Annotated in this window: 23 protein-coding genes; 11 read left to right on the top strand and 12 right to left on the bottom strand. The window is 71.5% G+C overall.

The annotated features are described in order from the left end of the window. Nucleotides 1-68: 68 nt before the first annotated feature. From AB0H12_RS26120 to AB0H12_RS26140, 5 genes are all read left to right on the top strand, one after another. On the top strand, nucleotides 69-836 hold the full coding sequence (locus AB0H12_RS26120; RefSeq protein WP_499626134.1) for an IclR family transcriptional regulator: 768 nt from the start codon (nucleotides 69-71) through the stop codon (nucleotides 834-836). A gap of 103 nt (nucleotides 837-939) precedes the next feature. Then, nucleotides 940-1650: an MIP/aquaporin family protein gene (locus tag AB0H12_RS26125; protein WP_230565766.1), complete on the top strand. Its 711-nt coding sequence runs from the start codon at nucleotides 940-942 to the stop codon at nucleotides 1648-1650. Between the two features lie 13 nt (nucleotides 1651-1663). After that, nucleotides 1664-3154 (top strand): glycerol kinase GlpK, encoded by a 1491-nt coding sequence (gene glpK / locus AB0H12_RS26130; protein ID WP_499626137.1) that lies wholly within the window; start codon nucleotides 1664-1666, stop codon nucleotides 3152-3154. Beyond that, entirely contained in the window at nucleotides 3147-4688 is a 1542-nt protein-coding gene (locus AB0H12_RS26135; RefSeq protein WP_499626139.1) for a glycerol-3-phosphate dehydrogenase/oxidase, read from the top strand. The genes glpK and AB0H12_RS26135 overlap by 8 nt, the downstream gene beginning before the upstream one ends. 41 nt (nucleotides 4689-4729) lie before the next feature. Continuing rightward, on the top strand, nucleotides 4730-5182 hold the full coding sequence (locus AB0H12_RS26140) for an acyl-CoA thioesterase (protein ID WP_499626141.1): 453 nt from the start codon (nucleotides 4730-4732) through the stop codon (nucleotides 5180-5182). Between the two features lie 39 nt (nucleotides 5183-5221). Here the strand turns inward: AB0H12_RS26140 and AB0H12_RS26145 are convergent, their stop codons facing one another. Next, nucleotides 5222-5566, bottom strand: a complete 345-nt coding sequence (locus AB0H12_RS26145; RefSeq protein ID WP_499626143.1) for a hypothetical protein — start codon at nucleotides 5564-5566, stop codon at nucleotides 5222-5224. Nucleotides 5567-5819: 253 nt separating this feature from the next. Between AB0H12_RS26145 and AB0H12_RS26150 the strand changes: the two genes are divergently transcribed. Next, nucleotides 5820-6065, top strand: coding sequence for a hypothetical protein (locus AB0H12_RS26150; RefSeq protein ID WP_499626145.1), 246 nt, complete (start codon nucleotides 5820-5822; stop codon nucleotides 6063-6065). A gap of 55 nt (nucleotides 6066-6120) precedes the next feature. Here the strand turns inward: AB0H12_RS26150 and prcA are convergent, their stop codons facing one another. The 5 genes from prcA to AB0H12_RS26175 form a co-directional block, all read right to left on the bottom strand. Further along, nucleotides 6121-6924: a proteasome subunit alpha gene (gene prcA / locus AB0H12_RS26155; RefSeq protein WP_499626147.1), complete on the bottom strand. Its 804-nt coding sequence runs from the start codon at nucleotides 6922-6924 to the stop codon at nucleotides 6121-6123. A gap of 55 nt (nucleotides 6925-6979) precedes the next feature. Continuing rightward, on the bottom strand, nucleotides 6980-7828 hold the full coding sequence (prcB, locus tag AB0H12_RS26160) for a proteasome subunit beta (protein WP_230565759.1): 849 nt from the start codon (nucleotides 7826-7828) through the stop codon (nucleotides 6980-6982). A 34-nt stretch (nucleotides 7829-7862) separates the two neighbouring features. Then, nucleotides 7863-8057, bottom strand: coding sequence for a ubiquitin-like protein Pup (locus AB0H12_RS26165; protein WP_053716644.1), 195 nt, complete (start codon nucleotides 8055-8057; stop codon nucleotides 7863-7865). Nucleotides 8058-8141: 84 nt separating this feature from the next. Next, nucleotides 8142-9635 (bottom strand): depupylase/deamidase Dop, encoded by a 1494-nt coding sequence (gene dop / locus AB0H12_RS26170; protein ID WP_230565758.1) that lies wholly within the window; start codon nucleotides 9633-9635, stop codon nucleotides 8142-8144. A 52-nt stretch (nucleotides 9636-9687) separates the two neighbouring features. Then, complete coding sequence (locus AB0H12_RS26175; RefSeq protein ID WP_499626150.1) at nucleotides 9688-12162, bottom strand: FtsX-like permease family protein; 2475 nt, start codon at nucleotides 12160-12162, stop codon at nucleotides 9688-9690. 104 nt (nucleotides 12163-12266) lie between these two features. Here AB0H12_RS26175 and AB0H12_RS26180 point away from each other — a divergent pair, with 104 nt between their 5' ends. After that, on the top strand, nucleotides 12267-12761 hold the full coding sequence (locus AB0H12_RS26180; protein ID WP_499626152.1) for an NUDIX hydrolase: 495 nt from the start codon (nucleotides 12267-12269) through the stop codon (nucleotides 12759-12761). Between the two features lie 8 nt (nucleotides 12762-12769). After that, nucleotides 12770-13048, top strand: a complete 279-nt coding sequence (locus AB0H12_RS26185) for a DUF6191 domain-containing protein (protein WP_499626153.1) — start codon at nucleotides 12770-12772, stop codon at nucleotides 13046-13048. On the opposite strand, the gene AB0H12_RS26190 is transcribed toward AB0H12_RS26185, so the two are convergent. The 3 genes from AB0H12_RS26190 to AB0H12_RS26200 form a co-directional block, all read right to left on the bottom strand. Further along, nucleotides 13020-13940, bottom strand: coding sequence for an aldo/keto reductase (locus AB0H12_RS26190; RefSeq protein ID WP_499626155.1), 921 nt, complete (start codon nucleotides 13938-13940; stop codon nucleotides 13020-13022). The genes AB0H12_RS26185 and AB0H12_RS26190 overlap by 29 nt on opposite strands. Before the next feature lie 303 nt (nucleotides 13941-14243). Next, nucleotides 14244-15011: an ABC transporter permease gene (locus AB0H12_RS26195; protein ID WP_499626157.1), complete on the bottom strand. Its 768-nt coding sequence runs from the start codon at nucleotides 15009-15011 to the stop codon at nucleotides 14244-14246. Then, nucleotides 15008-15916: an ABC transporter ATP-binding protein gene (locus tag AB0H12_RS26200; RefSeq protein WP_499626159.1), complete on the bottom strand. Its 909-nt coding sequence runs from the start codon at nucleotides 15914-15916 to the stop codon at nucleotides 15008-15010. The genes AB0H12_RS26195 and AB0H12_RS26200 overlap by 4 nt, the downstream gene beginning before the upstream one ends. 114 nt (nucleotides 15917-16030) lie before the next feature. Here AB0H12_RS26200 and AB0H12_RS26205 point away from each other — a divergent pair, with 114 nt between their 5' ends. Both AB0H12_RS26205 and AB0H12_RS26210 read left to right on the top strand, forming a co-directional pair. Continuing rightward, entirely contained in the window at nucleotides 16031-17134 is a 1104-nt protein-coding gene (locus tag AB0H12_RS26205) for a sensor histidine kinase (protein ID WP_499626367.1), read from the top strand. Next, nucleotides 17131-17775 carry a response regulator gene (locus AB0H12_RS26210; protein ID WP_499626161.1) on the top strand — a complete coding sequence of 215 codons (645 nt, stop codon included), beginning with the start codon at nucleotides 17131-17133 and terminating at the stop codon, nucleotides 17773-17775. Before AB0H12_RS26205 ends, AB0H12_RS26210 begins: the two co-directional genes overlap by 4 nt. Before the next feature lie 170 nt (nucleotides 17776-17945). Here AB0H12_RS26210 and arc read toward each other — a convergent pair whose 3' ends face one another. Then, nucleotides 17946-19745 (bottom strand): proteasome ATPase, encoded by a 1800-nt coding sequence (gene arc, locus AB0H12_RS26215; RefSeq protein WP_499626164.1) that lies wholly within the window; start codon nucleotides 19743-19745, stop codon nucleotides 17946-17948. A 239-nt stretch (nucleotides 19746-19984) separates the two neighbouring features. Here arc and AB0H12_RS26220 point away from each other — a divergent pair, with 239 nt between their 5' ends. Next, a complete protein-coding gene (locus tag AB0H12_RS26220) occupies nucleotides 19985-20782 on the top strand; it encodes an Rv0361 family membrane protein (RefSeq protein WP_499626166.1) in 798 nt (265 codons plus the stop codon). Nucleotides 20783-20851: 69 nt separating this feature from the next. Here the strand turns inward: AB0H12_RS26220 and AB0H12_RS26225 are convergent, their stop codons facing one another. Beyond that, nucleotides 20852-21679, bottom strand: a complete 828-nt coding sequence (locus AB0H12_RS26225) for a tRNA (adenine-N1)-methyltransferase (protein WP_230565749.1) — start codon at nucleotides 21677-21679, stop codon at nucleotides 20852-20854. A 77-nt stretch (nucleotides 21680-21756) separates the two neighbouring features. Next, entirely contained in the window at nucleotides 21757-22356 is a 600-nt protein-coding gene (locus tag AB0H12_RS26230) for a hypothetical protein (protein WP_499626168.1), read from the bottom strand. Between the last annotated feature and the right edge of the window lie 104 nt (nucleotides 22357-22460).

Consider the following 22460-nt stretch of genomic DNA (forward strand, 5'->3'; position numbering starts at 1 on the left):
TCGGCGGACCCCGACCGACGCACCACGTAGTTCGACATGGTCGAACGACATCGCGCTAGAGTGATCGCGTGCCCGGTCCCATCCAGTCCATCGAACGGGCAGCCGCGGTGTTGCGGCTGCTGGCCAGCGGTGCGCGGCGGATGGGGGTGGCGGAGCTCGCCCGGGCCCTCGACCTGCCCAAACCGACCGTGCACGGCATCCTCCGCACGTTGCAGCTGGTCGGGTTCGTCGAGCAGTCGCCGGACACGGGCAAGTACCAGCTCGGCGCGGCGCTGTTCCACATCGGCAGCAGCTACCTCGACGGCAACGAGCTGCGCACCCGCGCGCTGAACTGGTCGGACTCGCTGGCCTCGCGCAGCATGGAGAGCGTCCGCATCGGCACCTTGCACGAGAACCAGGTCCTGGTCGTGCACCACGTCTTCCGCCCGGACAACTCCCGCCAGGTCCTCGAGGTCGGCGCGCTGCTCCCCTCGCACGCCAGCGCGCTGGGCAAGGTCCTGCTCGCCGACGACCCGGTCGGGCTCGGCCTCGCCGACGACGAGCCCCTGAAGGCCTACACCGCCGCCACGATCACCGACCTCGACCGGCTGGGCGAGACGTTGGAGCAGGTCAGGAGCCGTGGCTGGGCGTCCGAGGTCGAGGAGCTGGTCGAGGGCGAGGTGTCGCTGGCCGCGCCCATCCGGGACCGGCGGCTGGTGACCGTGGGCGCGGTCGGGATCTCCGGTCCCGTCGAGCGGCTGTGCGACGAGAAGAAGCGGCCGCGCACGGACCTCGTGTCCTACGTGCGCGAGGCCGCGCGGTCCATCTCGCGCGAGCTCGGCGCCATCCCCTGGTAACGCGGGCGTTCCGGAAGGGTTGACATCTTGTGAGCGTCGGCACAGGATTCACGCGCACCGTACGACATTGTCGAACGGCATTCAGGCCAGAGAGGGCGCGTGGATGACCAACCAGTCGATCTTCATCGGTGAGTTCCTCGGCACCGCACTGCTGTTGCTGCTCGGCAACGGCGTCGTCGCGGGCGTGGTGTTGGCGAAGTCGAAGTCGAACGGCGCGGGATGGGCGGTGATCACGTTCGGCTGGGGCTTCGCGGTCCTCGCCGGCGCCTACGCGGTCGCGCCGCTGTCCGGCGCGCACCTCAACCCGGCCGTCACCGTCGGCCTGGCCATCCACAACGGCGACTGGAGCACCGTCCCGCTCTACCTGCTCGCCCAGTTCCTCGGCGCGTTCACCGGCGCCGTCCTGTGCTACCTCGCCTACCTCGGCCAGTTCCGCGCCAACACCGGCGACGTGCTCGGCGTCTTCGCCACCGGCCCCGAGGTCCGCCACCGCGCGCAGAACCTGACCACCGAGGTCATCGCCACGTTCGTGCTGGTGTTCGTCATCCTGGCGACCGGCCAGACCAAGGGCCTGGAGACCTCCGGCACCGGCGTCCTGATCGTCGCCCTGCTGGTCGTCGGCATCGGCATGTCCCTCGGGGGGCCCACCGGCTACGCCATCAACCCCGCGCGCGACCTCGGGCCCCGCCTCGCGCACGCCGTCCTGCCGATCCCCGGAAAGGGTGGATCGGACTGGGGATACGCCTGGGTCCCCGTCGTCGGTCCCCTGATCGGCGGAGCATTGGCCGGGCTCGTCGACATCGCCGTCTACTGAGGAGCGTCCCACCGTGAGCACCTACATCGCAGCCATCGACCAGGGCACGACCTCCTCACGCTGCATCGTCTTCGACCACGGCGGCGCGATCGTGTCCGTGGCGCAGAAGGAGCACCGGCAGATCTTCCCCAAGCCCGGCTGGGTCGAGCACGACGCCGAGGAGATCTGGGCCAACGTGCTCGACGTCGTGCACGGCGCGCTGCAGAAGGCGTCGCTGACCGTGCACGACCTGGCCGCCGTCGGCATCACCAACCAGCGCGAGACCACGCTGGTGTGGGACAAGAACACCGGCAAGCCCGTGCACAACGCGATCGTCTGGCAGGACACCCGCACCGACCAGCTGGTCAAGGAGCTCGGCGACCAGAACCGGTTCCGCGACAAGTGCGGCCTGCCGCTGGCCACCTACTTCTCCGGGCCCAAGGTCCGCTGGCTGCTCGACCACGTCGACGGCCTGCGCGCCCGCGCCGAGGCCGGCGAGGTGCTGTTCGGCACCATGGACACCTGGCTGATCTGGAAGCTCACCGGCCGCCACGTCACCGACGTCACCAACGCCAGCCGCACCATGCTGATGAACCTGGCGACGCTGGACTGGGACGACGAGCTGGTCGACGCGATCGGCGTGCCCAAGGCGATGCTGCCGGAGATCCGCTCGTCCGCCGAGGTCTACGGCACCGCGACCGGCACGCTGGAGGGCGTGCCCGTGGCGTCCGCGCTCGGCGACCAGCAGGCGGCGCTGTTCGGCCAGACCTGCTACTCGCCCGGCGAGGGCAAGTGCACCTACGGCACCGGCAGCTTCCTGCTGGTCAACACCGGTGACAAGCCGGTGGTGTCGGAGAACGGCCTGCTGACCACGGTCGGCTACAAGATCGGCGACCAGCCGGCCGCGTACGCGCTGGAAGGCGCGATCGCGGTCACCGGCGCGTTGGTGCAGTGGTTCCGGGACAAGATGGGGCTGATCGGAAGCGCGCCGGAGATCGAGACGCTGGCCCGGTCGGTGCAGGACAACGGCGGCGCGTACTTCGTGCCCGCGTTCTCCGGCCTGTTCGCGCCGCACTGGCGGTCCGACGCGCGCGGCATCATCGCGGGCCTCACCGGCTACATCGACAAGGGCCACATCGCCCGCGCGGTGCTGGAGGCCACCGCGTGGCAGACCCGGGAGGTCGTGGACGCGATGAACGCCGACTCGGGCGTGGAACTGGTCGCGTTGAAGGTCGACGGCGGCATGACGGCCAACAACCTGCTCATGGGCTTCCTGTCCGACGTGCTGGACGTGCCCGTGGTGCGGCCCATCGTCGCCGAGACCACGTGCCTGGGCGCGGCCTACGCGGCGGGCCTCGCGGTCGGCTACTGGTCGGACACCGAGAGCCTGCGCGAGAACTGGCACAAGGCCGCCGAGTGGCTGCCGACCATGGACGCGAAGACCCGCGACAAGGGCTACCGCAAGTGGAAGAAGGCGGTCGAGCGGACCGTCGGCTGGATTGACGAGGACGACAACGATGAGTGAGCAACGGGCCAAGGCGCGCGAGGCGCTGGGACACGGCGCCTTCGACCTGGTCGTGATCGGCGGCGGCGCGCTGGGCATCGCCACCACGTGGGCGGCGGCCCGGTCGGGCCTGCGGGTGGCGCTGGTGGAGGCGGGCGACTTCGCGGGCGCCACGTCCAGCGCCTCGTCCAAGCTCGTGCACGGCGGCCTGCGGTACCTGGCGATGGGTCCGGGCGCGGTGCCGATGGTGCGGGAGAACCACGCCGAGCGGCGCGCGCTGGGCGACCACCTGGCGCCGCACCTGGTCCGGCCGCTGCCGTTCCTGGTGCCGGTGTACCGGGGCGGGCCGCACTCGCGGTCGGTGCTCGGCGCGGGCGTGGTGCTCTACTCGGCGCTGTCCGGGTTCGGCGACGGCGTCGGCAAGGTGCTGTCGGCGCGGCGGGCCGTCGAGCACGTGCCCCACCTGCGGACCGAGGGCCTGCGCGGCGCGGCGCTGTACTACGACCACCAGATGAACGACGCGCGCGTGGCCATCACGGCGGCGCGTGCGGCGGCCGAGGCCGGGGCCGTGCTGCTGAACCACGTCGAGGTGACGGGTCTGCGCAAGCGCGGCGGGCTGGTGACCGGTGTCGAGCTGCGCGACAAGGTGGACGGCGGCGCGTTCGGGGTGGACGCGTCGGTGGTGGTCAACGCGACCGGGCCGTGGCTGGACTCGGTGCGGCGGATGGAGGACGCGGCGGCCTCGCCGAGCATCCGCCTGTCCAAGGGCGCGCACCTCGTGCTGAAGACGGATGAGCCGTGGCGTGCGGCGATGACCATCCCGGTGGACGACGTGCGGGTGTCGTTCGCCATCCCGTGGGAGGGGCAGCTCCTGCTGGGCACGACCGACGAGCCCTACGAGGGCGACCCGGCCGACGTGCGGTGCTCCCCGGCCGACGTCGACCAGATCCTCGGTGAGGCGTCGGTCGGCATCGTCGGGTCGGCGCTGGACCGGTCGCGGATCGCGTACGCGTTCGCCGGGCTGCGCGTGCTGCCCGGCGGGTCCGGCGACACCAGCCACGCCAAGCGCGAGACCGTGATCACCCGCGGTCGTGGCGGGATGATCAGCGTGGCGGGCGGCAAGTGGACCACGTTCCGGCGCATCGGCGCGTCGGTGCTGGCACGCGTCGGCGAGGCTTTGGGACGGGACCTGTCGCACGCGTTCGACGGCGTGCCGTCCGCGTTGCCGGGCGCGGCCCTGCCCGACCGGGTGAGCGCGCAGCTGGGCCGCGAGCTGCCGTCGGTGCCCGACGACGTGCTCCGGCACCTGGCCACGCACTACGGCACGGTGAGCCACGAGGTGCTGGCGCTGGCGTCGGACGACCCGTCGCTGCTGGACCGGGTGCACCCGGACGGGCCGGACATCTGGGCGCAGGTGGCGCACGCGCAGCGGTACGAGTGGGCGACCGAGGTGGACGACGTGCTGCGGCGGCGGACCACCGTGGTGGTGCGCGGGTTGGACACGCCGTCGGTGCGTGAGCGCACGGGACGGTTGCTGGCCAAGGCCATCGCGTAGGTCGGCCGGGTGGTGCCGGTGGGGTTGCGCATACTCGACGCATGCCCTTCACCAGCACCACCCACGTGCGCTGGCCCGACGTCGACCAGAACGGCCACATGCGCACCACCGCGTACCTCGACGCGGCCGAGGACAACCGGATGCAGTACTTCGCCTCGACGGGCTTCCCGGTCGCCGAGTTCGCCGCCCGCCGGCTCGGGCCGGTCTCCCACGGCGACGACATCCGGTACCGCGCCGAGATGCGCCTGCTCGACCCGATCGTGGTGGAACTGCGCCTGGCCGGCCTCGCGTCGGACGGCGCGCGGTTCCGCCTGCACAACAAGGTGATCAGGGCCGACGGCCGCACCGCCGCCACCATCGTGACCACCGCCGGTTGGCTGGACCTGGACACGCGCAAGCTGACCGCGCCACCCGCCGACCTGCTCGCCGTGCTCACGGGCTTGGAACGCACCGAGGACTTCGCCGAGCTGCCGTCGCCCCTGGCCCGCGCCTGACACGCGGAAGGGGCACTCACGACGAGTGCCCCTTTCGCGTCAGCCGTGCCGCCGCGCCCTCTCTCCGGACCCGGCGGCCCGTCGCGCGACCATCGCGACCAGCCCGAACAGGCCGATCTGACCGGCGACCAAACCGACGGTCGCCCACACCGGGAAGTCCACCGGGACCGCCCTGAGCGTGAGCACGGGGCCGAGGATCACCCCGCTCATGACCAGTGCGAGCACAGCCGCGTGCAGGAGGCGGGGCGCTTGGCTGGAGGGCACGGCCACTTCAACCTTGAGACCCGACTTCTCCACGCGCACTCGCGCTTGGCGGGTCGGGTCGCCCCAGCCCGCCGGGTTGTCGGCTCCGGGTGTGTCCGGAGCCGGCGTTGCGATACTCATGCGAGGCGCCTTTCTTCACCCCTCACCCCTGTCCACCCAGGTGGGTGAAAGGGGTCGAGGGTCCGGGGACGGAGCGGCGGGCATTGCCCCCCGAGCACCACCCGCCGCACCCCGCGTTCGGGCACCACGTGAGCACGCACATCGGATCGTGCCACCCCGACCTCGAGATGTCCACACATTTCCCACTGATTCTGTGGCGAATCGGCACCGGAAGTGCAATGCTGGGCAGAGCGAACGAGGAGCGAGGTGCGCCATGTCGTCGGTCGAGCGGGTCACGTCGGACAAGCCTGTCGTGGTGGACCGCGTCAACGTCGCGCTCATCGCGGAGGCGGTCGAGGCGTTGGGCAAGTTGCAGGACCGGACCGGGCTCAAGAAGGTCGACCTGGTCAACCGGGCGTTGCTGATCTACGAGTTCGTCGACTCGGAGCTGCGCGCGGGCAACCAGGTGGTGCTGCGCGACCCCGAGGGGCGCGACCAGCTGGTCAAGATCTTCCTGTAGGCGCGACGAAGGCCCCCGACGTCTGGTCGGGGGCCTTCGCGGTCGGGTGCGGAACCTACGGCTTGTCGTCGTTCGGCGGGAGGTTCACGTCCGTCACCGGCTTCTTCTTGCCGCCCTTGGCGGGCGGAGCCTCGGCCTCGCTCGGCGCCGGGTCGTCGCCGGGCAGCAGGGCCGCCAGCGCGGCGCCCGTGATGCGGCGGAACGCCCGACGCGGCCGGGCACGTTCCAGGACCGCGACCTCCAGCTTGCCCCGGTCGAGGAGGTCGGGCTTGCCGTTGCCGGTGGTGGTGCTGCCGGCGCTGAGGGCCTTCACCGCGGTGCGCACGGCGTCGGCCAGCGGCTGCGCCTCGGTGTAGGCGTCCTTGAGGGCGGTGCCCGTCGCCTCGGCTTGGCCACCCATGACGGCGTACTGCGGCTCTTCGAAGATCGAGCCGTCGTAGGTCAGGCGGTACAGCGTGTCCTGCTCGGGGTCGGTGCCCACCTCGGCCACGCAGAGCTCGACCTCGAGCGGCTTGATCTGCTCGGCGAAGATCGAGCCCAGCGTCTGGGCGTAGACGTTCGCCAGCGAGCGGCCCGTCACGTCGCGCGGGTCGTTCTGGTACCCGCGGATGTCGGCGAACCGGATGCCCGCCTGGCGCAGGTTCTCGAACTCGCTGTAGCGGCCGACCGCGGCGAACGCGATGCGGTCGTAGATCTCCGACACCTTGTGCAGGGTCGCGGACGGGTTCTCCGCCACGAACAGCACGCCGTCGGCGTACCGGAGCACGACGACGCTCCGGCCTCGGGCGATGCCCTTCCGGGCGTACTCCGCGCGGTCGCGGAGGATCTGCTCGGGTGAGGCGTACAACGGCATCGTCACTGCTGCGGCTCCCGGGCTCGGCGGATGCGGGTGGGGATGGGGGTCGACACGGCGCTCAGCCCGCCGGCCTGGCCTTGCGGCCCTCGACGACCGACTCGGCCAACGTGGCGGTGTCCGCGTCGGACAGGTGGGCCGCGCCCTCGGCGGTGATCGTCACGACGACCGGGTAGATCTTGCGGATCACGTCCGGGCCGCCGGTGCCCGAGTCGTCGTCCGCCGCGTCGTACAGGGCCTCGATCGCGGTCCTGGTGGCGGCCTCGGCGTCCGCGTCGGGGTCGTAGAGCTTCTTCATCGCCGACTTCGCGAACAGCGAGCCCGAGCCGACGGCCTGGTAGCCCTGCGACTCCTCGTACCGCCCGCCGGTCACGTCGTAGGAGATGATGCGGCCCGCGCGGTCCGGGTCGGGCGCGTCCACGTCGAAGCCCGCGAACAGCGGCACGACCGCCAGGCCCGCGAGCGCGGCGTCGAGGTTGCCCTTGATCATCGCGGAGAGCCGGTTCGCCTTGCCGTCCAACGACAGCGAGACGCCCTCGATCTTCTCGTAGTGCCGGAGCTCGACCGCGTAGAGCCGGACGATCTCGACCGCGATGCCCGCCGTGCCGGCGATACCCACCGCCGAGTGGTCGTCGGTGATGAACACCTTCTTCATGTCGCGCTGGGCGATCACGTTGCCCATCGTGGCGCGCCGGTCGCCCGCGATCACCACGCCGCCCTTGAACGTGAGGGCGACGATGGTCGTGCCGTGCGGAGCCTGCACCGCGCTGCCCTCGGGCAGGGTGCGGCTCGACGGCAGCAGTTCGGGGGCCTGGGCGCGGAGGAAATCGGTGAACGACGACGACCCCGGCCTGAGGTAGGCCGGGGGCAACGACGCGGCCGGGTAGTGCCCGGTCGAGCTGTGGTCCATGTGTGGGTTTCTCTCCTGTCCCGCCGGCGGCTTCCTACTCGCCGCCCTTTTGCACGTACGCGCGGACGAAGTCCTCGGCGTTCTCCTCGAGCACGTCGTCGATCTCGTCGAGGATGGCGTCGACGTCCTCGCCGAGCTTCTCCCGGCGTTCCTGGCCGGCGCCGGCCGCGCCGTCGCCGTTCTCGTCGCCGTCACCGCCGCCTTGGCGCTGAACCTGTTCCTGGGCCATGTCGACCTCCCGGTCTTCGGGTCCTGCGAGTTAAACACTACCCACCAGGTACGACATCCTGCGCCTGCCACTCGGGTTTGTTGATCAGCCCCGGGTGAGCGCCTCCACCAGTTGCTCGGCCGTGTCGGAGGCCTCCAGCAGGGCTCCGACGTGCGCTTTCGTGCCGCGCAGCGGCTCCAGGGTGGGGATGCGGACCAGTGATTCACGACCGAGGTCGAAGATCACCGAATCCCACGACGCGGCGGCCACCGAAGTGGGGTAGCGCTCCAGGCAGCGACCGCGGAAGTAGGCGCGGGTGTCCTCGGGCGGCGAGAGGATGGCCGCCCGCACCTCCTCTTCGCTGACCAGGCGTTTCATCGAGCCCCGGGCCACCAGCCGGTTGTAGAGGCCCTTGTCCAGCCGCACGTCGGAGTACTGCAGGTCGACCAGCGACAGCCGGGGCGAGCCCCAGGCCAGGCCGTCCCGGGCGCGATAGCCTTCGAGCAACCGCAGCTTCGCCACCCAGTCGAGGCGGTCGGCGCACTCCTGCGGGTCGCGGGCCAGCGCGTCGAGCACCTCGCCCCACACGCGCAGCACGTCCCGGTCGCCGTAGCCCTCCTGCTCGATGAACGCGGCGGCGCGCTCGTAGTAGGCGAACTGCAGGTCCAATCCGGTGAACTTGCGCCCGCTCGCCAGCTCGACCTTCACCTTGAGGGTCGGGTCGTGGCTGATCTGGTGCACCGCCCGGACCGGCTCCTGCAACCGCAGGTCGTCGAACCGGCGCCCCGCCTCGATCATGTCGAGCACGAGCGAGGTGGAACCGCACTTGATGTAGGTGGAGTACTCGGCGAGGTTCGCGTCGCCGATGATGACGTGCAGCCGGCGGTACTTGTCCGCGTCGGCGTGCGGCTCGTCGCGGGTGTTGATGATGCCGCGCTTGAGCGTGGTCTCCAGGCCGACCTCGACCTCGATGTAGTCGGAGCGCTGGGACAGCTGGTAGCCCGCCTCCTCGCCCGCCGCGCCGAGGCCGACGCGGCCGGAGCCGACCACGACCTGGCGGGACGCGAAGAACGGCGTGAGCCCGGCGATCACCGCGGTGAACGGCGTGCTGCGCTGCATCAGGTAGTTCTCGTGGGTGCCGTAGCTGGCGCCCTTGCCGTCCACGTTGTTCTTGTAGAGCTGCAGCCGGGGCTGGCCGGGGACGGTGGCCGCGCGCATCGCGGCCTCCTCCATCACCCGCTCCCCCGCCTTGTCCCAGATCACCGCGTCGCGCGCGTTGGTGACCTCGGGCGCGGAGTACTCCGGGTGCGCGTGGTCGACGTACAGCCGCGCGCCGTTGGTGAGGATGACGTTGGCCGCGCCCAGGTCCTCGACGTCGCTGTCGCCCGGGTGGCCGCCGGGCGTGCCGAGGTCGAAGCCGCGCGCGTCGCGCAGCGGCGATTCGACCTCGTAGTCCCAGCGCGCCCGGCGCGCCCGCGGTATGTCGGCGGCCGCCGCGTAGGCCAGCACGACCTGTGTCGAGGTGAGCACCGGGTTCGCCGTCGCGTCACCCGGCACCGAGATGCCGTACTCGACTTCGGTTCCCATGATCCGCCGCATGTACGCAGACTACGACCTTCCACCGACACACCGCCCGGACCCAGGTCACGTTTCAGCCGGCCGCGAGCCCCGCGGCGGGCCTGATCCGGGACGCGCCGCGGGCGGGACCGAACGCCGCGAGCACCGCCAGGACCACCACGCCCGCGCCGCCGACCAGCAGCGGGAGCGCCGCCGCCGTGGGCCACACGAACACGCCGACCGCGGCCAGCGTCAGCTCCGCGTAGACGAGGCCGAACACGCCCCCGCCCAGCACGCCCACCAGCGCCAACAGCACCGCTTCGGCCACCACGCCACCCTGCAGGCCACCCTTGGTCACGCCGAGCGCGCGTCGCAGCGCCAACTCCTTGCGCCGTTCCTGCACGGAGATCGTCAACGCGGTCCCGATGCCGGTCACCGCGACCGCGACGGACAGCCCCAGCAGCACCATCAGCATCACGATCCCCAGGTCGAGGTAGCGCTGGTTCTGCGCGTCCGTCTCGGCCTTGGTCTTCACCAGAACGGTGGGCGAGTCGGCAAGCGCCGCCCGCACGCCGGCCTCGTAGGCGGCCGGGTCCGCGCCCGGTCCGAACGCCACCAGCACCTTGGTGGCGGGCGCCAGGCCCGGTTCGGCCAGCACCACGTCGGCGCCGTCGAGCAGCGAGCCGGCGAACGTGCCGACGACCGTGGCCGTGCGCGGCCCGCCGGGCAGCCCTTCGACCGTGAACGGCCTGCCGACCTGCGCGCCGAACCGCTCGGCGTACCACTCGTCGAGCAGGACGGCGCCGGGCGCGAAGTCCTTGGCGTTGACGTTCTGCCTGGTCAGCCACTCGCGCAGGCGCTCGGGGTCGGCGCCGACGAGCTGGGTCGGGACCGTGTGGCCCTCGGCGTCGCGCTGCTCGGTGACGACACCGTGCAGCACGACCGCGGTCGCCGCTTCCGGCCGGTTGGCCGCCGCGCCGACACCGCCGGCGAGCGCGCGTCCACCGGAGTCGGCGACCACGGCGTCGGGCCGCGGCTCGTTGCTGAACTCGTCCTCCATGCGTTGCGCCGAACCCACCGTGACGGCGAAGAACGTGACCATGGCGGCGGCCAGGAGCAGCGGCATCGCCACCGACGCGGACCGCTGCGGCACCCGGCGCACCTCGGCGGCGGCCAGCTTCCACTGCGCGCCGCCGAAGCGGCTCGCGACCGTGCCGAAGATCCGGCCGAGCGCGGGCACGACCACCGGTCCGAGCACGCCGAACAGGCCGAACACGGCGGTGATGCCGGAGAACAGGACCAGGAAGATCGCCGCCAGCGAGCCGCTCGCGAGGACCGCCAGCGCCGCCATGGCCGCCGCGGTGACGACGAGGACGACGCCGAAGATCCGCCGGCGGCGCACCACGGCCTGGTCGGGCGTCTGGCCTTCGGACGTCCGCAGTGCCGCGAGCGGCGAGATCCGCGCGGCGGCCAGCGCGGGCCGGACCGCGGCGAACGCGCTGAGCGTGGCCGCCGTGACGACGCCGATGACCAGCTGGCCGACCGTCGGCAGCAGCGGCGGGCTCAGCTCGACCGCGCCGAGCAGCGAGGACAGGCCGGTGGCGTCGAACAGCCTCGCCAGCAGCCAGGCCACCGACCCGCCGAGCACCGCGCCGACGACGCCCGCGACCGCGCCGGTGAGCAGCGCTTCGAAGAGGTTCGCCCACACGAGCGGGCCCCGGTGCGCGCCGAGGCAGCGCAGCAGCGCGGTGTGCCGCTGGCGTTGCGCGTAGACGGCGCGGTAGGTGGCGGAGGCGACGAAGACGGACGTGGCCAGCGCCAGGATGCTGAACGGCAGCAGCACGGCCGCCAGGTCGTTGTTCGGCGGCTCCGCGGCGATCGCCGCCCTGGTGTCCACCGGGAAGCCCTCGCCGACGGCCCGCGCGACGGCGTCGCGGTCGCCGCCGACCACGTAGATCGCCTCGACCCGGGGTTCGCCGCCGAGCTTGGCGGCCAGGCCCTCGCCGACCACGATCATCGGCTCCTCGCCGAGCGAGCCGCGCTTGGTGATGCCGCGGACGACGACGTCCAGCGGCTTGCCCGCCGCGTCGGCCACTCGCACGGAGGCGCCCGGCTTGAGGCCGTGCTCGTAGGCGGTGACCCGGTCGACCGCGATCTCGCCGTCCGAGCCGGGTGAGCGGCCCTCCAGGATCGGCACGCGGTGCAGGTCGTCGCGGTCCGGCTCGATGTCGGCGGTGGCGCGCCGGTCGCCCGCCCGGCCGTCCTCGAGCAGCAGGTCGGCGCGGACCTCGCGGATCGGTTGCGCCACCGTCACGCCGGGGACCTGCGCCACCCGATCGGCGGTCGCCTGGTCGAGAACCGCGTCCGAGTAGAGCGGCGGGCGGACCACCAGGTCGACACCGGCGGGCACGGTGGGCGCGCCGTCGTTCGTGGCTCGCACCATCGCGTCGCTGAGCATCAGGGCAGCCAGCAGGCAGGCGACGCCGACCACCAGGGCGACGCCGGGCAGCGCGGCGCGACCGGGCCGGTTGCGGAACTCGGCGACCGCGAGCCGCAGGGATGTGGGCACAACTCCTCCTCGTGACGCGAACGCCACGACGTTAGGAACCGGAGGCGTCGGCAGGCGTCGGCCCGAGGTAGCACGACCCGGTGCTACCTGGGGAGGATGTTGGCGTGGAGCACGTAGTAGTGGTGGACACGGACGGCACGCCCATCGGCACGGCGACGCGCGCTCGGATGCGCGCGGAAGGCCTGTGGCACGCGTGTGCGGTGATCGTCGTGCGTTCTCTCGACGGGACCCGGCTGTACGTGCACCGGCGCACCGACACCAAGGACGTCTTCCCCGGGCTGTACGACCCGACGTGCGGCGGTGTCGTCGCGGCGGGTGAGACGCCGGACGAGTGCGCGGTGCGGGAGTTGGCCGAGGAGCTGGGGATCACGGCGACGCCGGAGTTCCGGTTCAAGACGCCGTTCGTGGACGGAACCATTCGCTACGTCGCGCACGTTTACGACGTGCGCAGCGACGGGCCGTTCGTCCATCAGCCGGAGGAAGTGGCGTGGGGCGGCTGGATGGAGTCGAACGAGGTGCGGGCGTTGGTGGAAGACCCCGGGTGGCCGGTCGTGCCGGACGGTCGGGCCCTGATCCGGGAGTGGTTCAGATGGGCATGATGTTCGCGATGTCGATTCCCGGCCTCGCCCTGCTGCTGCTCGGCCTCGCTTCCGGCGAGCGGCTGTGGAAGTGGGTTCGCCGGCGCAAGGGTCACCCGGTCGTGTCCGCGACCGCGATGGACGAGTTCACCACCCTGTTCCACGGCAGCAAGCACGTCGAACTGGAACAGCGCCAGGTGACGTTGATGCTGGGCGAGGACGAGGAGGCGGGCGCGCCGCCCCGCGGGCCGGTGGACCTCGACTCGGGCGCCGTCAGGCTCACCCCCAAGCCAGCGACGCCCGAGTAGCCCAGTACCGCTCGGCCGGCTCGGCGCAGTCCGCGAGCTCGTCCGGCGCCAGGTCGACGCCCCGCGCCTCGAGGTTGGCGCGCAGCTGGTCCGGGCTCGCCGCGCCCGAGAGCACGACGTCGGCCCACGGTTGCGCGCGCACGGCGGCCAACGCGATGGCGTCCGGGCCGACGCCGTGCTCGTCGGCCAGGTCGCGCACGCGTGGCGGCGGGTCGACGGCGAGCCTGCCGTTGGCCACGCCCTCCTTGACGAACACCTCCGCGCCGGACTCCTTGGCGAACGCCAGCGCCGGTCCCACCGAGGTTTCCAGGACGTTCCAGGTGGATTGGACGCTGTCGAACAGCCGCCGTCCCTCGACGGTGAGCTCCAACGCGCGGCGGATCGTCTCGGCCTGGTGCGGTCCGGAGGTGGAGAAGCCGACGCGGACGCCCGAGTCGCGCAGGCCGCCCAGGGCGAGGAGCAGGTCCGGGTCGCCGAACAGCGGGCTGTCGGAGGTCAGCGAGTGCACGTCGTAGAGGCCGACGTGCGCGCCGAGCAGGTCCTCGGTCTCCCGCCACTGCCGGGTGAAGCGCTCGACCGAGTGCTCCTTCACCTCGTGCGTGTCCGCGTCCCGCCGCCAGTCGGCGACGTAGGCGTAACCCCACTTGCTCGACACCTGCACGTCCTGGTGGCCGCGCGCGGCCAGCCACTCGGCCAGGAACTCCTCCGCGCGGCCGTAGGAGCGGGCCGCGTCGACCCGTCGCACGCCTGCCTCGTAGGCGGCGTCCAGGACGGCGTGGCACTGGGCGCGCATGGCGTCCACGTCCCGGTGTTCGGGCAGCGCGTGCTCGCGGCCGAGGTTGATGTAGGCGGGGCGGCCGAGCGCGGCCAGGCCGAGGGCGAAGTCGGGCACGTCCGACACGGTAACCGGCCGCCTTCCGAGCCGCTGGACGCCGTGGCGGGGTGATCTCGGGGGCCGGGCCGTGGCCAGTCGGTGTCGCCGAACGCGGGGGTTGGTCGGGCGAACCGGCCCAAGGCGACCTGCCGGGCGTGGTGCTGCCCACCGAGGCACGCCGGAGCCTCCACCCCACGACCGGCTTCCCACCGACCCTCCGGCGGCAGCTGCGGCGCGCCCACCGCCGACCGGAGGGGCTGCGCCGCTCTGTGCGGCGCAGGTCCGGCCCACTGCCTTCGGTGCGGACTCGTGGTCGGGGCGCTAGGCGTCGCGGCGGAGGAGGGCGAGGCTGCCTGCTCCCAGCGCCAGCGCCAGGTACGCCAGCATGACCAGGCCGGCGGCTGGTGGCGACAGGGTCGCGCCCGGCGATTCGGCTGCCAATTGGGGTGCCAGGACCGGCAGCATCACGGAGTACACGCGTTCGTTCCAGGGGTGCGGCAGGATCAGGGTCAGGGACGGCAGGACGAAGAGCAGGGCGCAGAGGGAGACCAGGGCGCCGGCCGTCGACCGGAGCAGGAAGCCCAGGCCCAGGCCGATCAGGGCGAGCAGGACCAGCGACGCGGTGTTCGCCAGGAGGGTCGGCAGGGCGTCGGCGAACGTGCTGTACGCCGAGATCGGTTCGGGGCGGTCGCCGGTGATCAGCTCTCCGGCCTGGTAGGCGAGCAGGACCGTCGCCAGGCCGATGAGCAGCGACGCGCCGGCCACCACGACCGTCTTGCCCAGCAGGTAGGCCTTGCGCTGCGGCACGGAGACGAGGGCGGTGCGGATCATCCCGCTGCCGTACTCCGAGGTGATCGCCAGGGCGCCCAGCACGCCGAGGCAGAACTGGGTGAACGGGACCACGATCACGCCCGGGTCGGCGGCGCCGAACTTCTGCTGCAGGTCCGGCGGCGAGGTGTCCCAGTCGGCCGTCATCAGGTACGACACCAGCGCGCCGCCGAGCAGGCACACCGCGATGGTGATCAGGATGTAGGTGGTCGAGCGGACCGAGCGGAGCTTCAGCAGCTCCGAGTTCAGCACGTCGGTCATCGGGCGGTCTCCTGGGTGCGGTACTCCACGCTGCCCTCGGTCAGCTCGAGGTACGCGTCCTCCAGGGACGCGCTGCGCGGGGTCAGTTCGTGGATCGGGATGCCGTTGCGCGCGGCGAGGTCGGCGATGTCCGGGGCCTCCAGCCCCTCGACGAGCAGGGCGCCGGCCTCGGACGCGGTTCTCGCCCCGGCGGCGGACAGGGCGGTCACCAGGGCGTCCGGCGCGGGGGTGCGCACGAGCACGTCCCTCTTGAACTTCTCCTGCAGCTCCTGCATGGACGCCTCGAGGATCAGCCTGCCCCGGCCGATCACGATCACCCGGTCGGCGGTCAGGGCCATCTCGCTCATCAGGTGGCTGGACACGAGCACGGTGCGGCCCTCGCGGGCCAGGCCGCGCATCAAATGGCGGATCCAGCGGATGCCCTCCGGGTCGAGGCCGTTCACCGGCTCGTCGAACAGCAGCACGCCGGGGTCGCCGAGCAGGGCCGCCGCCACCCCGAGGCGTTGCCTCATGCCGAGCGACAGCGAGCCCACGCGTCTCTTGGCCGCGCCCGCCAGGCCGACCTGCTCCAGGGTGGCGACGACCCGGCTGTCCTTGATGCCGTTGCTGCGGGCCAGCACGCGGAGGTGGTCGTAGGCGGACCGGCCGCCGTGCACCGCGCCCGCGTCGAGCAGCGCGCCGACGTGGTGCATGGGCCGCCGGATCCCGGCGTACCGGCGACCGTCGACGAGCGCCTCGCCGCTGGTCGGCCGGTCGAGGCCGAGGATCGCCCGCATGGTGGTGGACTTGCCCGCGCCGTTGGGGCCGAGGAAGCCCGCGACGTAGCCGGGTTTCACCTCGAACGAGAGGCCGTCCACGGCCCGGGTGGCGCGGTAGCGCTTGGTCAGTTGCCTCACTTCGATCATGGGGAGGAGCTTGCCGGGGTGGGGGTGTGGGCGGATCGGACCGAGGTCTTCGATTCGAGGTCGGACCGTGGTCCGACGCCGGCGGCGGTCACGCCGATTACCGTGCCGTTCGTGATGTCGCGAGTCGTGCGGATGCTGCCCACCGCCTACCTGTACGCGCTGGACGTGGCCGCCGCCGTGGTGCTGGTCATGGTGTACCTGGATTTCGCCCGGATGTCCGACGTGCCGGCGTGGCTGGGCTACCCGGTGGCGGTCCTGGTCGGGGCGCCCTTGGCGCTGCGCCGCAAACGGCCGCTGCTCGCGCTCGGCATCGTGCTCACGGCGCAGAACGTCGCCACCATCGCCCACATCACGCTGGAGCCCTACAGCGCCACGGCGTTCGCGATCTACATGGTGGCTTCGGCCTGCTCGTCGCGGGTGGCCGCGGGTGCGCTGGCCGCCACGCTCGGTTCGGCGTGGGTGGCGGTGTTCCTCGGCGAGGCGTGGCCGGAATCCGCCGGGCTGTCGATCTTCCTCACCCTGGTGGTGTGCGCCGCGTGGGCGTTGGGGCGCACCACGCGGATCCGCCGGTCCTACGAGGCACGCCAGGCGGCCGAGGCGTCGTCGAAGGCCGTCGCCGAGGAACGCCTGCGCATCGCCCGCGAGCTGCACGACGTGGTCGCGCACAGCCTGAGCCTGATCACGGTCAAGGCCGGTGTCGCGGCCCACGTGGCGCCGTCGCAGCCCGAGGAGGCCAGGGAGGCGCTCCAGGTCATCGAGAGAGCCTCGCGTGGCACCCTGGTCGAGATGCGGCGACTGCTGGGCGTGCTGCGGTCGGAGGACTCGGAGGCCGAACTGGCGCCGATGCCCGGCATGGACGACTTGCCCGAACTGGTGACGCGGGCATCCCTCGCCGGGGTGGACGTGTCACTGTCGGTGTCCGGCTCGCTGCCCGACGGGCTGGGGCTGACCGTGTACCGGATCGTGCAGGAGTCCGTCACCAACGTGGTCAAGCACGCGGCGCCGGCCTCCTGCGAGGTGTCGATCGTCGTCGGGGACGCTTCGGTCGAGGTCCGCGTGGTCGACGACGGGCCCGGTGAACGGGTGTTGGCCGGTGGTGGAGGGGGACACGGGTTGATCGGGATGCGGGAACGGGTGGCGGTCTACGACGGGACGTTCTCGGCCGGTCCGCTGGCCGGCGGCGGGTTCGCGGTGCGCGCCGAGGTGCCGCTGTCGTGATCGACGTGGTGGTCGTGGACGACCAGGCGCTGTTGCGCGGCAGCTTCCGGGTGCTCGTGGACTCGGCGGACGACCTGCGGGTGGTCGGCGAGGCAGGCGACGGCGCCGAGGCCGTGTCGGTGGTGCGGTCGACGTCCCCGGACGTGGTGTTGATGGACGTCCGGATGCCGGGGGTGGACGGGATCGCGGCCACCCGGGAGATCGGCGCGTTCAGCGCGGCCCGGGTGCTGATCCTGACCACGTTCGACCTGGACGAGTACGTGTACTCGGCCTTGCGGGCCGGCGCGAGCGGGTTCCTGCTCAAGGACACTCCCCCGGCCGATCTGCTGGCCGCGATCCGCGTGGTGGCCGCCGGCGACGCCCTGCTGTCACCCTCGGTGACCCGTCGCCTGGTCGCCGAGTTCTCCCGCACGCCCGCGCCCCGCGCCATTCGCCTCGACGGAATCACGGAGCGTGAGCAGGAGGTGCTGACGCTGATCGCCCGCGGGTACTCCAACGCCGAGATCATGGGCGAGCTGTACCTGTCGGCAGGCACGGTGAAGACCCACATCGGCCGCCTGCTGCAGAAGCTCCAGGCCCGCGACCGGGCACAGCTCGTCATCGCCGCCTACGAGTCCGGCCTGGTCACCGCGCGGTCCTGACAACAGGCCCGCACGATCCGGCCGGGTGGTGCGGCCGCAGCGGCCGCGGGATCGACATCCGGGACCAGGCGGCTGTGGTCGGCCCCACTCGGACCCCTGGACGCGGAGAACCCGCCCGGCGCGGTGGCCGGACGGGTTCCCCAGGCGGGTTGACGGATGGCAGTGCGGTCTTACAGGTACTGACCGGTGTTCGTGGCCGTGTCGATGGCCCGACCCGACTCCTGGTTCTTGCCGGTCACCAGCGTGCGGATGTACACGATCCGCTCGCCCTTCTTGCCCGAGATCCTGGCCCAGTCGTCCGGGTTGGTCGTGTTGGGCAGGTCCTCGTTCTCGGCGAACTCGTCCACGATCGCGTCCAGCAGGTGGCGCACCGACAGGCCCGGCTGCTTGGTGTCCAGCAGGCTCTTGATGGCCGCCTTCTTCGCGCGGTCGACGATGTTCTGGATCATCGCGCCCGAGTTGAAGTCCCGGAAGTACAGGACCTCCTTGTCACCGTTGGCGTAGGTGACCTCGAGGAAGCGGTTCTCCTCGGACTCCTCGTACATCCGCTCGACCGTGTGCTGCACCATGCCGTCGATGCAGGCCACCGGGTCGCCGCCGAACTCGGCGAGGTCGTCGGCGTGGATCGGCAGGTCGGGCGTGAGGTACTTGTTGAAGATGTCCTTCGCGCCTTCGGCGTCCGGACGCTCGATCTTGATCTTGACGTCGAGCCGGCCCGGCCGCAGGATCGCCGGGTCGATCATGTCCTCGCGGTTGGAGGCGCCGATCACGATCACGTTCTCCAGGCCCTCGACGCCGTCGATCTCGCTGAGGAGCTGGGGCACGATCGTGGTCTCGACGTCGGACGACACGCCGCTGCCGCGGGTGCGGAAGATCGAGTCCATCTCGTCGAAGAACACGATCACCGGCGTGCCCTCGGAGGCCTTCTCCCGCGCGCGCTGGAAGATCAGCCGGATGTGCCGCTCGGTCTCGCCCACGAACTTGTTGAGCAGCTCGGGGCCCTTGATGTTGAGGAAGTAGCTCTTGGCTTCGCGGTGGTCCTCGCCCCTGGCGGCGTGGACCTGCTTGGCCAGGGAGTTCGCCACCGCTTTCGCGATGAGCGTCTTGCCGCAGCCGGGAGGGCCGTACAACAGCACGCCCTTGGGCGGGCGCAGCTTGTACTCGCGGAACAGGTCGGCGTGCAGGAACGGCAGCTCCACGGCGTCGCGGATCTGCTCGATCTGCCGGTAGAGGCCACCGATGTCCTCGTACCGGACGTCGGGCACCTCCTCCAGCACCAGGTCTTCGACCTCGGCCTTCGGCACGCGCTCGTAGGCGAAACCCGCCTTCGAGTCGACCAACAGGGAGTCGCCCGCCTTCAGCGGCGAATCCATCAGCGGCTGAGCGAGCCAGACGACCCGCTCCTCGTCGGCGTGGCCGACGACCAGGGCACGGCCGATCGAGCTGTCGGCGGTGTCCGACGCCAACACCTCGCGCAGCGTGCAGACCTCGCCGGTTCGCTCGAAGTCGCCGCCCTCGACCACGGTCAACGCCTCGTTCAGGCGCACCGACTGGCCGAGGACCAGCGACGGCGTCTCGACCGCGGGCGAGACCGAGACCCGCATGCGGCGGCCGGAGGTGAACACGTCCACCGTGCCGTCGTCGAACCTGGCCAGGAACACGCCGTAGCCACTGGGCGGCTGCGCGAGGCGGTCCACTTCCTCACGCAGCGCGAGCAGCTGGCTCCGCGCTTCTCGAAGGGTGTCGATGAGCTTCGTGTTGCGCTCGGTCAGTTGGCTGACGCGCTCCGTCGCCTCCGCCAACCGCTGCTCCAGCAGGCGGACGTGTCGTGGGGATTCCGTCAACTTGCGGCGCAGCAACGCGATCTCGTCCTCCAGGAACCTGATCTGCGCTGTCAGCTCACCAGAGTTGTTGCCCTTGTTCAGCTCGCCACCCTCATCGGGCTGGCTGCCGGGATGACCGTGCTGCATGTCGGCACCCTCCTCCCGTGTTCGTACGACAACGGTACCGGCGATCACCGACAAAAGCGGCCACCCAGCGGCTTCCAGGGCGTCGTGTGATGACACAAACCGCCCGCTCGGCGGGATCAACTGCTCCATACCGGTGTCAGCCGGAACCTCCCACCCGCTACCGTGCGTCCAGTACTAGTCCCACGTGAGTGGTCCGGGCAGTGTCCACTGCCGCCAGCGGAAAGTTCTAGGAGAACGTGATGTCCGTCCCGCCGCAGCAGCCGGGTCCGTACGGTCAGCAGCCGGGTCAATTTGGCCAGCAACCAGGCCAATTCGGCCAGCAGCCGGGATACGGCCAGCAGCCCGGCGGGTACCCGCCGCCTGCCCAGGGTTTCCCACAGGGTGGGCAGCAGCCCGGCTACGGCACGCCACCCGGCGGTTACCCGCAGCAGGGCCAGCCCGGCCCCGGCCAGCAGCCGTACGGCCAACCCGGCCAGTTCAACCAGCCCGGTTACGGCCAACCGGGTGGTTTCGGCGATCCCTACGGCCCCCCGCCGAAGAAGAGCCCCCTGCCGTGGATCTTGGGTGGTGTCGGCGCCCTGGTCGTGATCGGTGTCGTGGTCACGCTGGTCGTGACGCTGGGAGGCGGCGGCAACGGCACCGCCAAGGACGCCGCCGACAGCTACGTCGCGGCCGTCAACTCACGCGACTTCGACAAGCTCACGGCGCTCACCTGCGACTCGAGCAAGAAGTCGATCGACGACATCAAGAAGGCCACCGACCCGGGCGCCTTCGCCGCCGAGCTCGAGAAGGAGCTCGCGGACCTGCCGCCGGAGCTCAAGAAGCAGGTCGAGGCGGCTCAGGAGGCGGCGAAGAGCATCAAGGTCAACCTGACCGTCGACAAGGTCGAGGAGAAGAGCGACACGGAGGCCACGGCCACCATCTCGGTCAAGTTCGACGGCGTGCCCGACAGCATGAAGGAGTTCGTCAAGGACGACACCGACACGCTGCCGTTCAAGAAGACCGACGACGGCTGGGTCGCCTGCCCGAAGAGCTGACCGAGCACGACCGGTGACCACGGCCCCGCACACCGCGTGCGGGGCCGTTTCGCCTGGTCAGGCCTCCGCTCAGCCCTTGGACGGCCGGCGCTGCGGCCGGGGCGGCGTGACGCCGTCGGCCAGCCTGCGGGTGGTCAGCAGGAACGCGGTGTGCCCGATCATCCGGTGCTCCGGCCGCACGGCCAGGCCCACCACGTGCCACGGCCGCACGAGGGTCTCCCACGCGTGCGGCTCGGTCCAGTGCTGCTGCTCCCGGATCGCCTCCGTCACCTTCGACAGCTGCGTCGTGGTCGCCACGTACACCACCAGCACGCCGCCGGGGATGAGGCTGCGCGACACGGCCGGCAGCACGTCCCACGGCGCGAGCATGTCCAGGACGACCCGGTCGACCTCGCCCTCGTGCTCGTTCACGTCGGCGACGGTCAACGACCAGTTGCCCGGCCGCTCGCCGAAGAACTGCTCGACGTTGCGGATGGCGTGGTCGGCGTGGTCCTGGCGGACCTCGTACGACGTCACGCTGCCCTTCTCGCCGACCGCGCGCAGCAACGAGCAGGTCAGCGCGCCCGACCCGGCGCCGGCCTCCAGCACCCGCGCGCCGGGGAACACGTCGCCGTACATGACGATCTGGGCAGCGTCCTTGGGGTAGATCACCTGGGCGCCGCGCGGCATGGACAGCACGTAGTCCGGCAGCAGCGGGCGCAGCGCCAGGAACGACGTGCCGCCCACCGAGACCACCACGGACCCCTCGGGCTGCCCGATCAGCTTGTCGTGCGACAGCGCGCCGCGGTGCGTGTGGTACTCCTTGCCCGGTTCGAGCACGATCGTGTAGTGCCGTCCCTTCGGGTCGGTCAACTGCACCCGGTCTCCCGGCTGGAACGGACCACTGGCGGTGCTCACCGCGGCGAACCTCCTGTATAAACGCGCGTCAACAGCGCACGATGGTCGCACGGAGGCCGCACACGGCCCGTAGCGGCCTACCGGCTGTCGGACGCGCGTTCACCCGCCTCGTCGGCGGCCTTCTCCGTGAACCGGCCCTTCACCAGCTCGGTGACCGTGTGGTACACGGGCCAGCCCACCAGCCAGATCCCACCGACGAGCGTCATGCTCGCCATCTGCCCCCACAGCGCCTGCGTGCGCTCCGGCGTGCCGACGACGTACATGAGCAGCAGCATCACCGAGCACGCGATCGCCCACGCCACCGCGAACTTGCCCCACTCGCGCCACTCGTGGCGCACCTTCGCCAGGCCGTGCTTCGGCGGTTTCACCGGCGGCGGACCACCGGCGAACCGGTGGGCGACGCGCTGGTCGGCCCACCGCATCATGCTGTGCCCGAACGCCACGCTCACCCCCAGGTAGATCGCGGCGAGCCCGTGCACGCTCGTCGCCTCGCCCCCGGACCTCAGGTCGAACACGGTCGCCACGAGCAGCACCACGTCCACCAAGGGGGTGCAGGCCAGCAGCACCGCGCCGAGTCTGCGCATCCGCAGCACGTACCGGGCCAGCAGCCCCGCGCCCAGCACCACCCAGAACCCGATCTCGCACGCCACGATGAGGACCACCAACGGTTCGACCACGTCCTCAATGCTGCCGTCCGCGGATCTTGCGCGCGTCGGCGGGCCGACCGATCCCGGGTCATCAGTTCGTAGGACGCCCCGGGCCTGGCCCTGTGCTGTGATGG

The organism is Actinosynnema sp. NPDC023794 (genome assembly GCF_040639675.1).
In the GTDB taxonomy this organism is placed as follows: domain Bacteria; phylum Actinomycetota; class Actinomycetes; order Mycobacteriales; family Pseudonocardiaceae; genus Actinosynnema; species Actinosynnema luteola.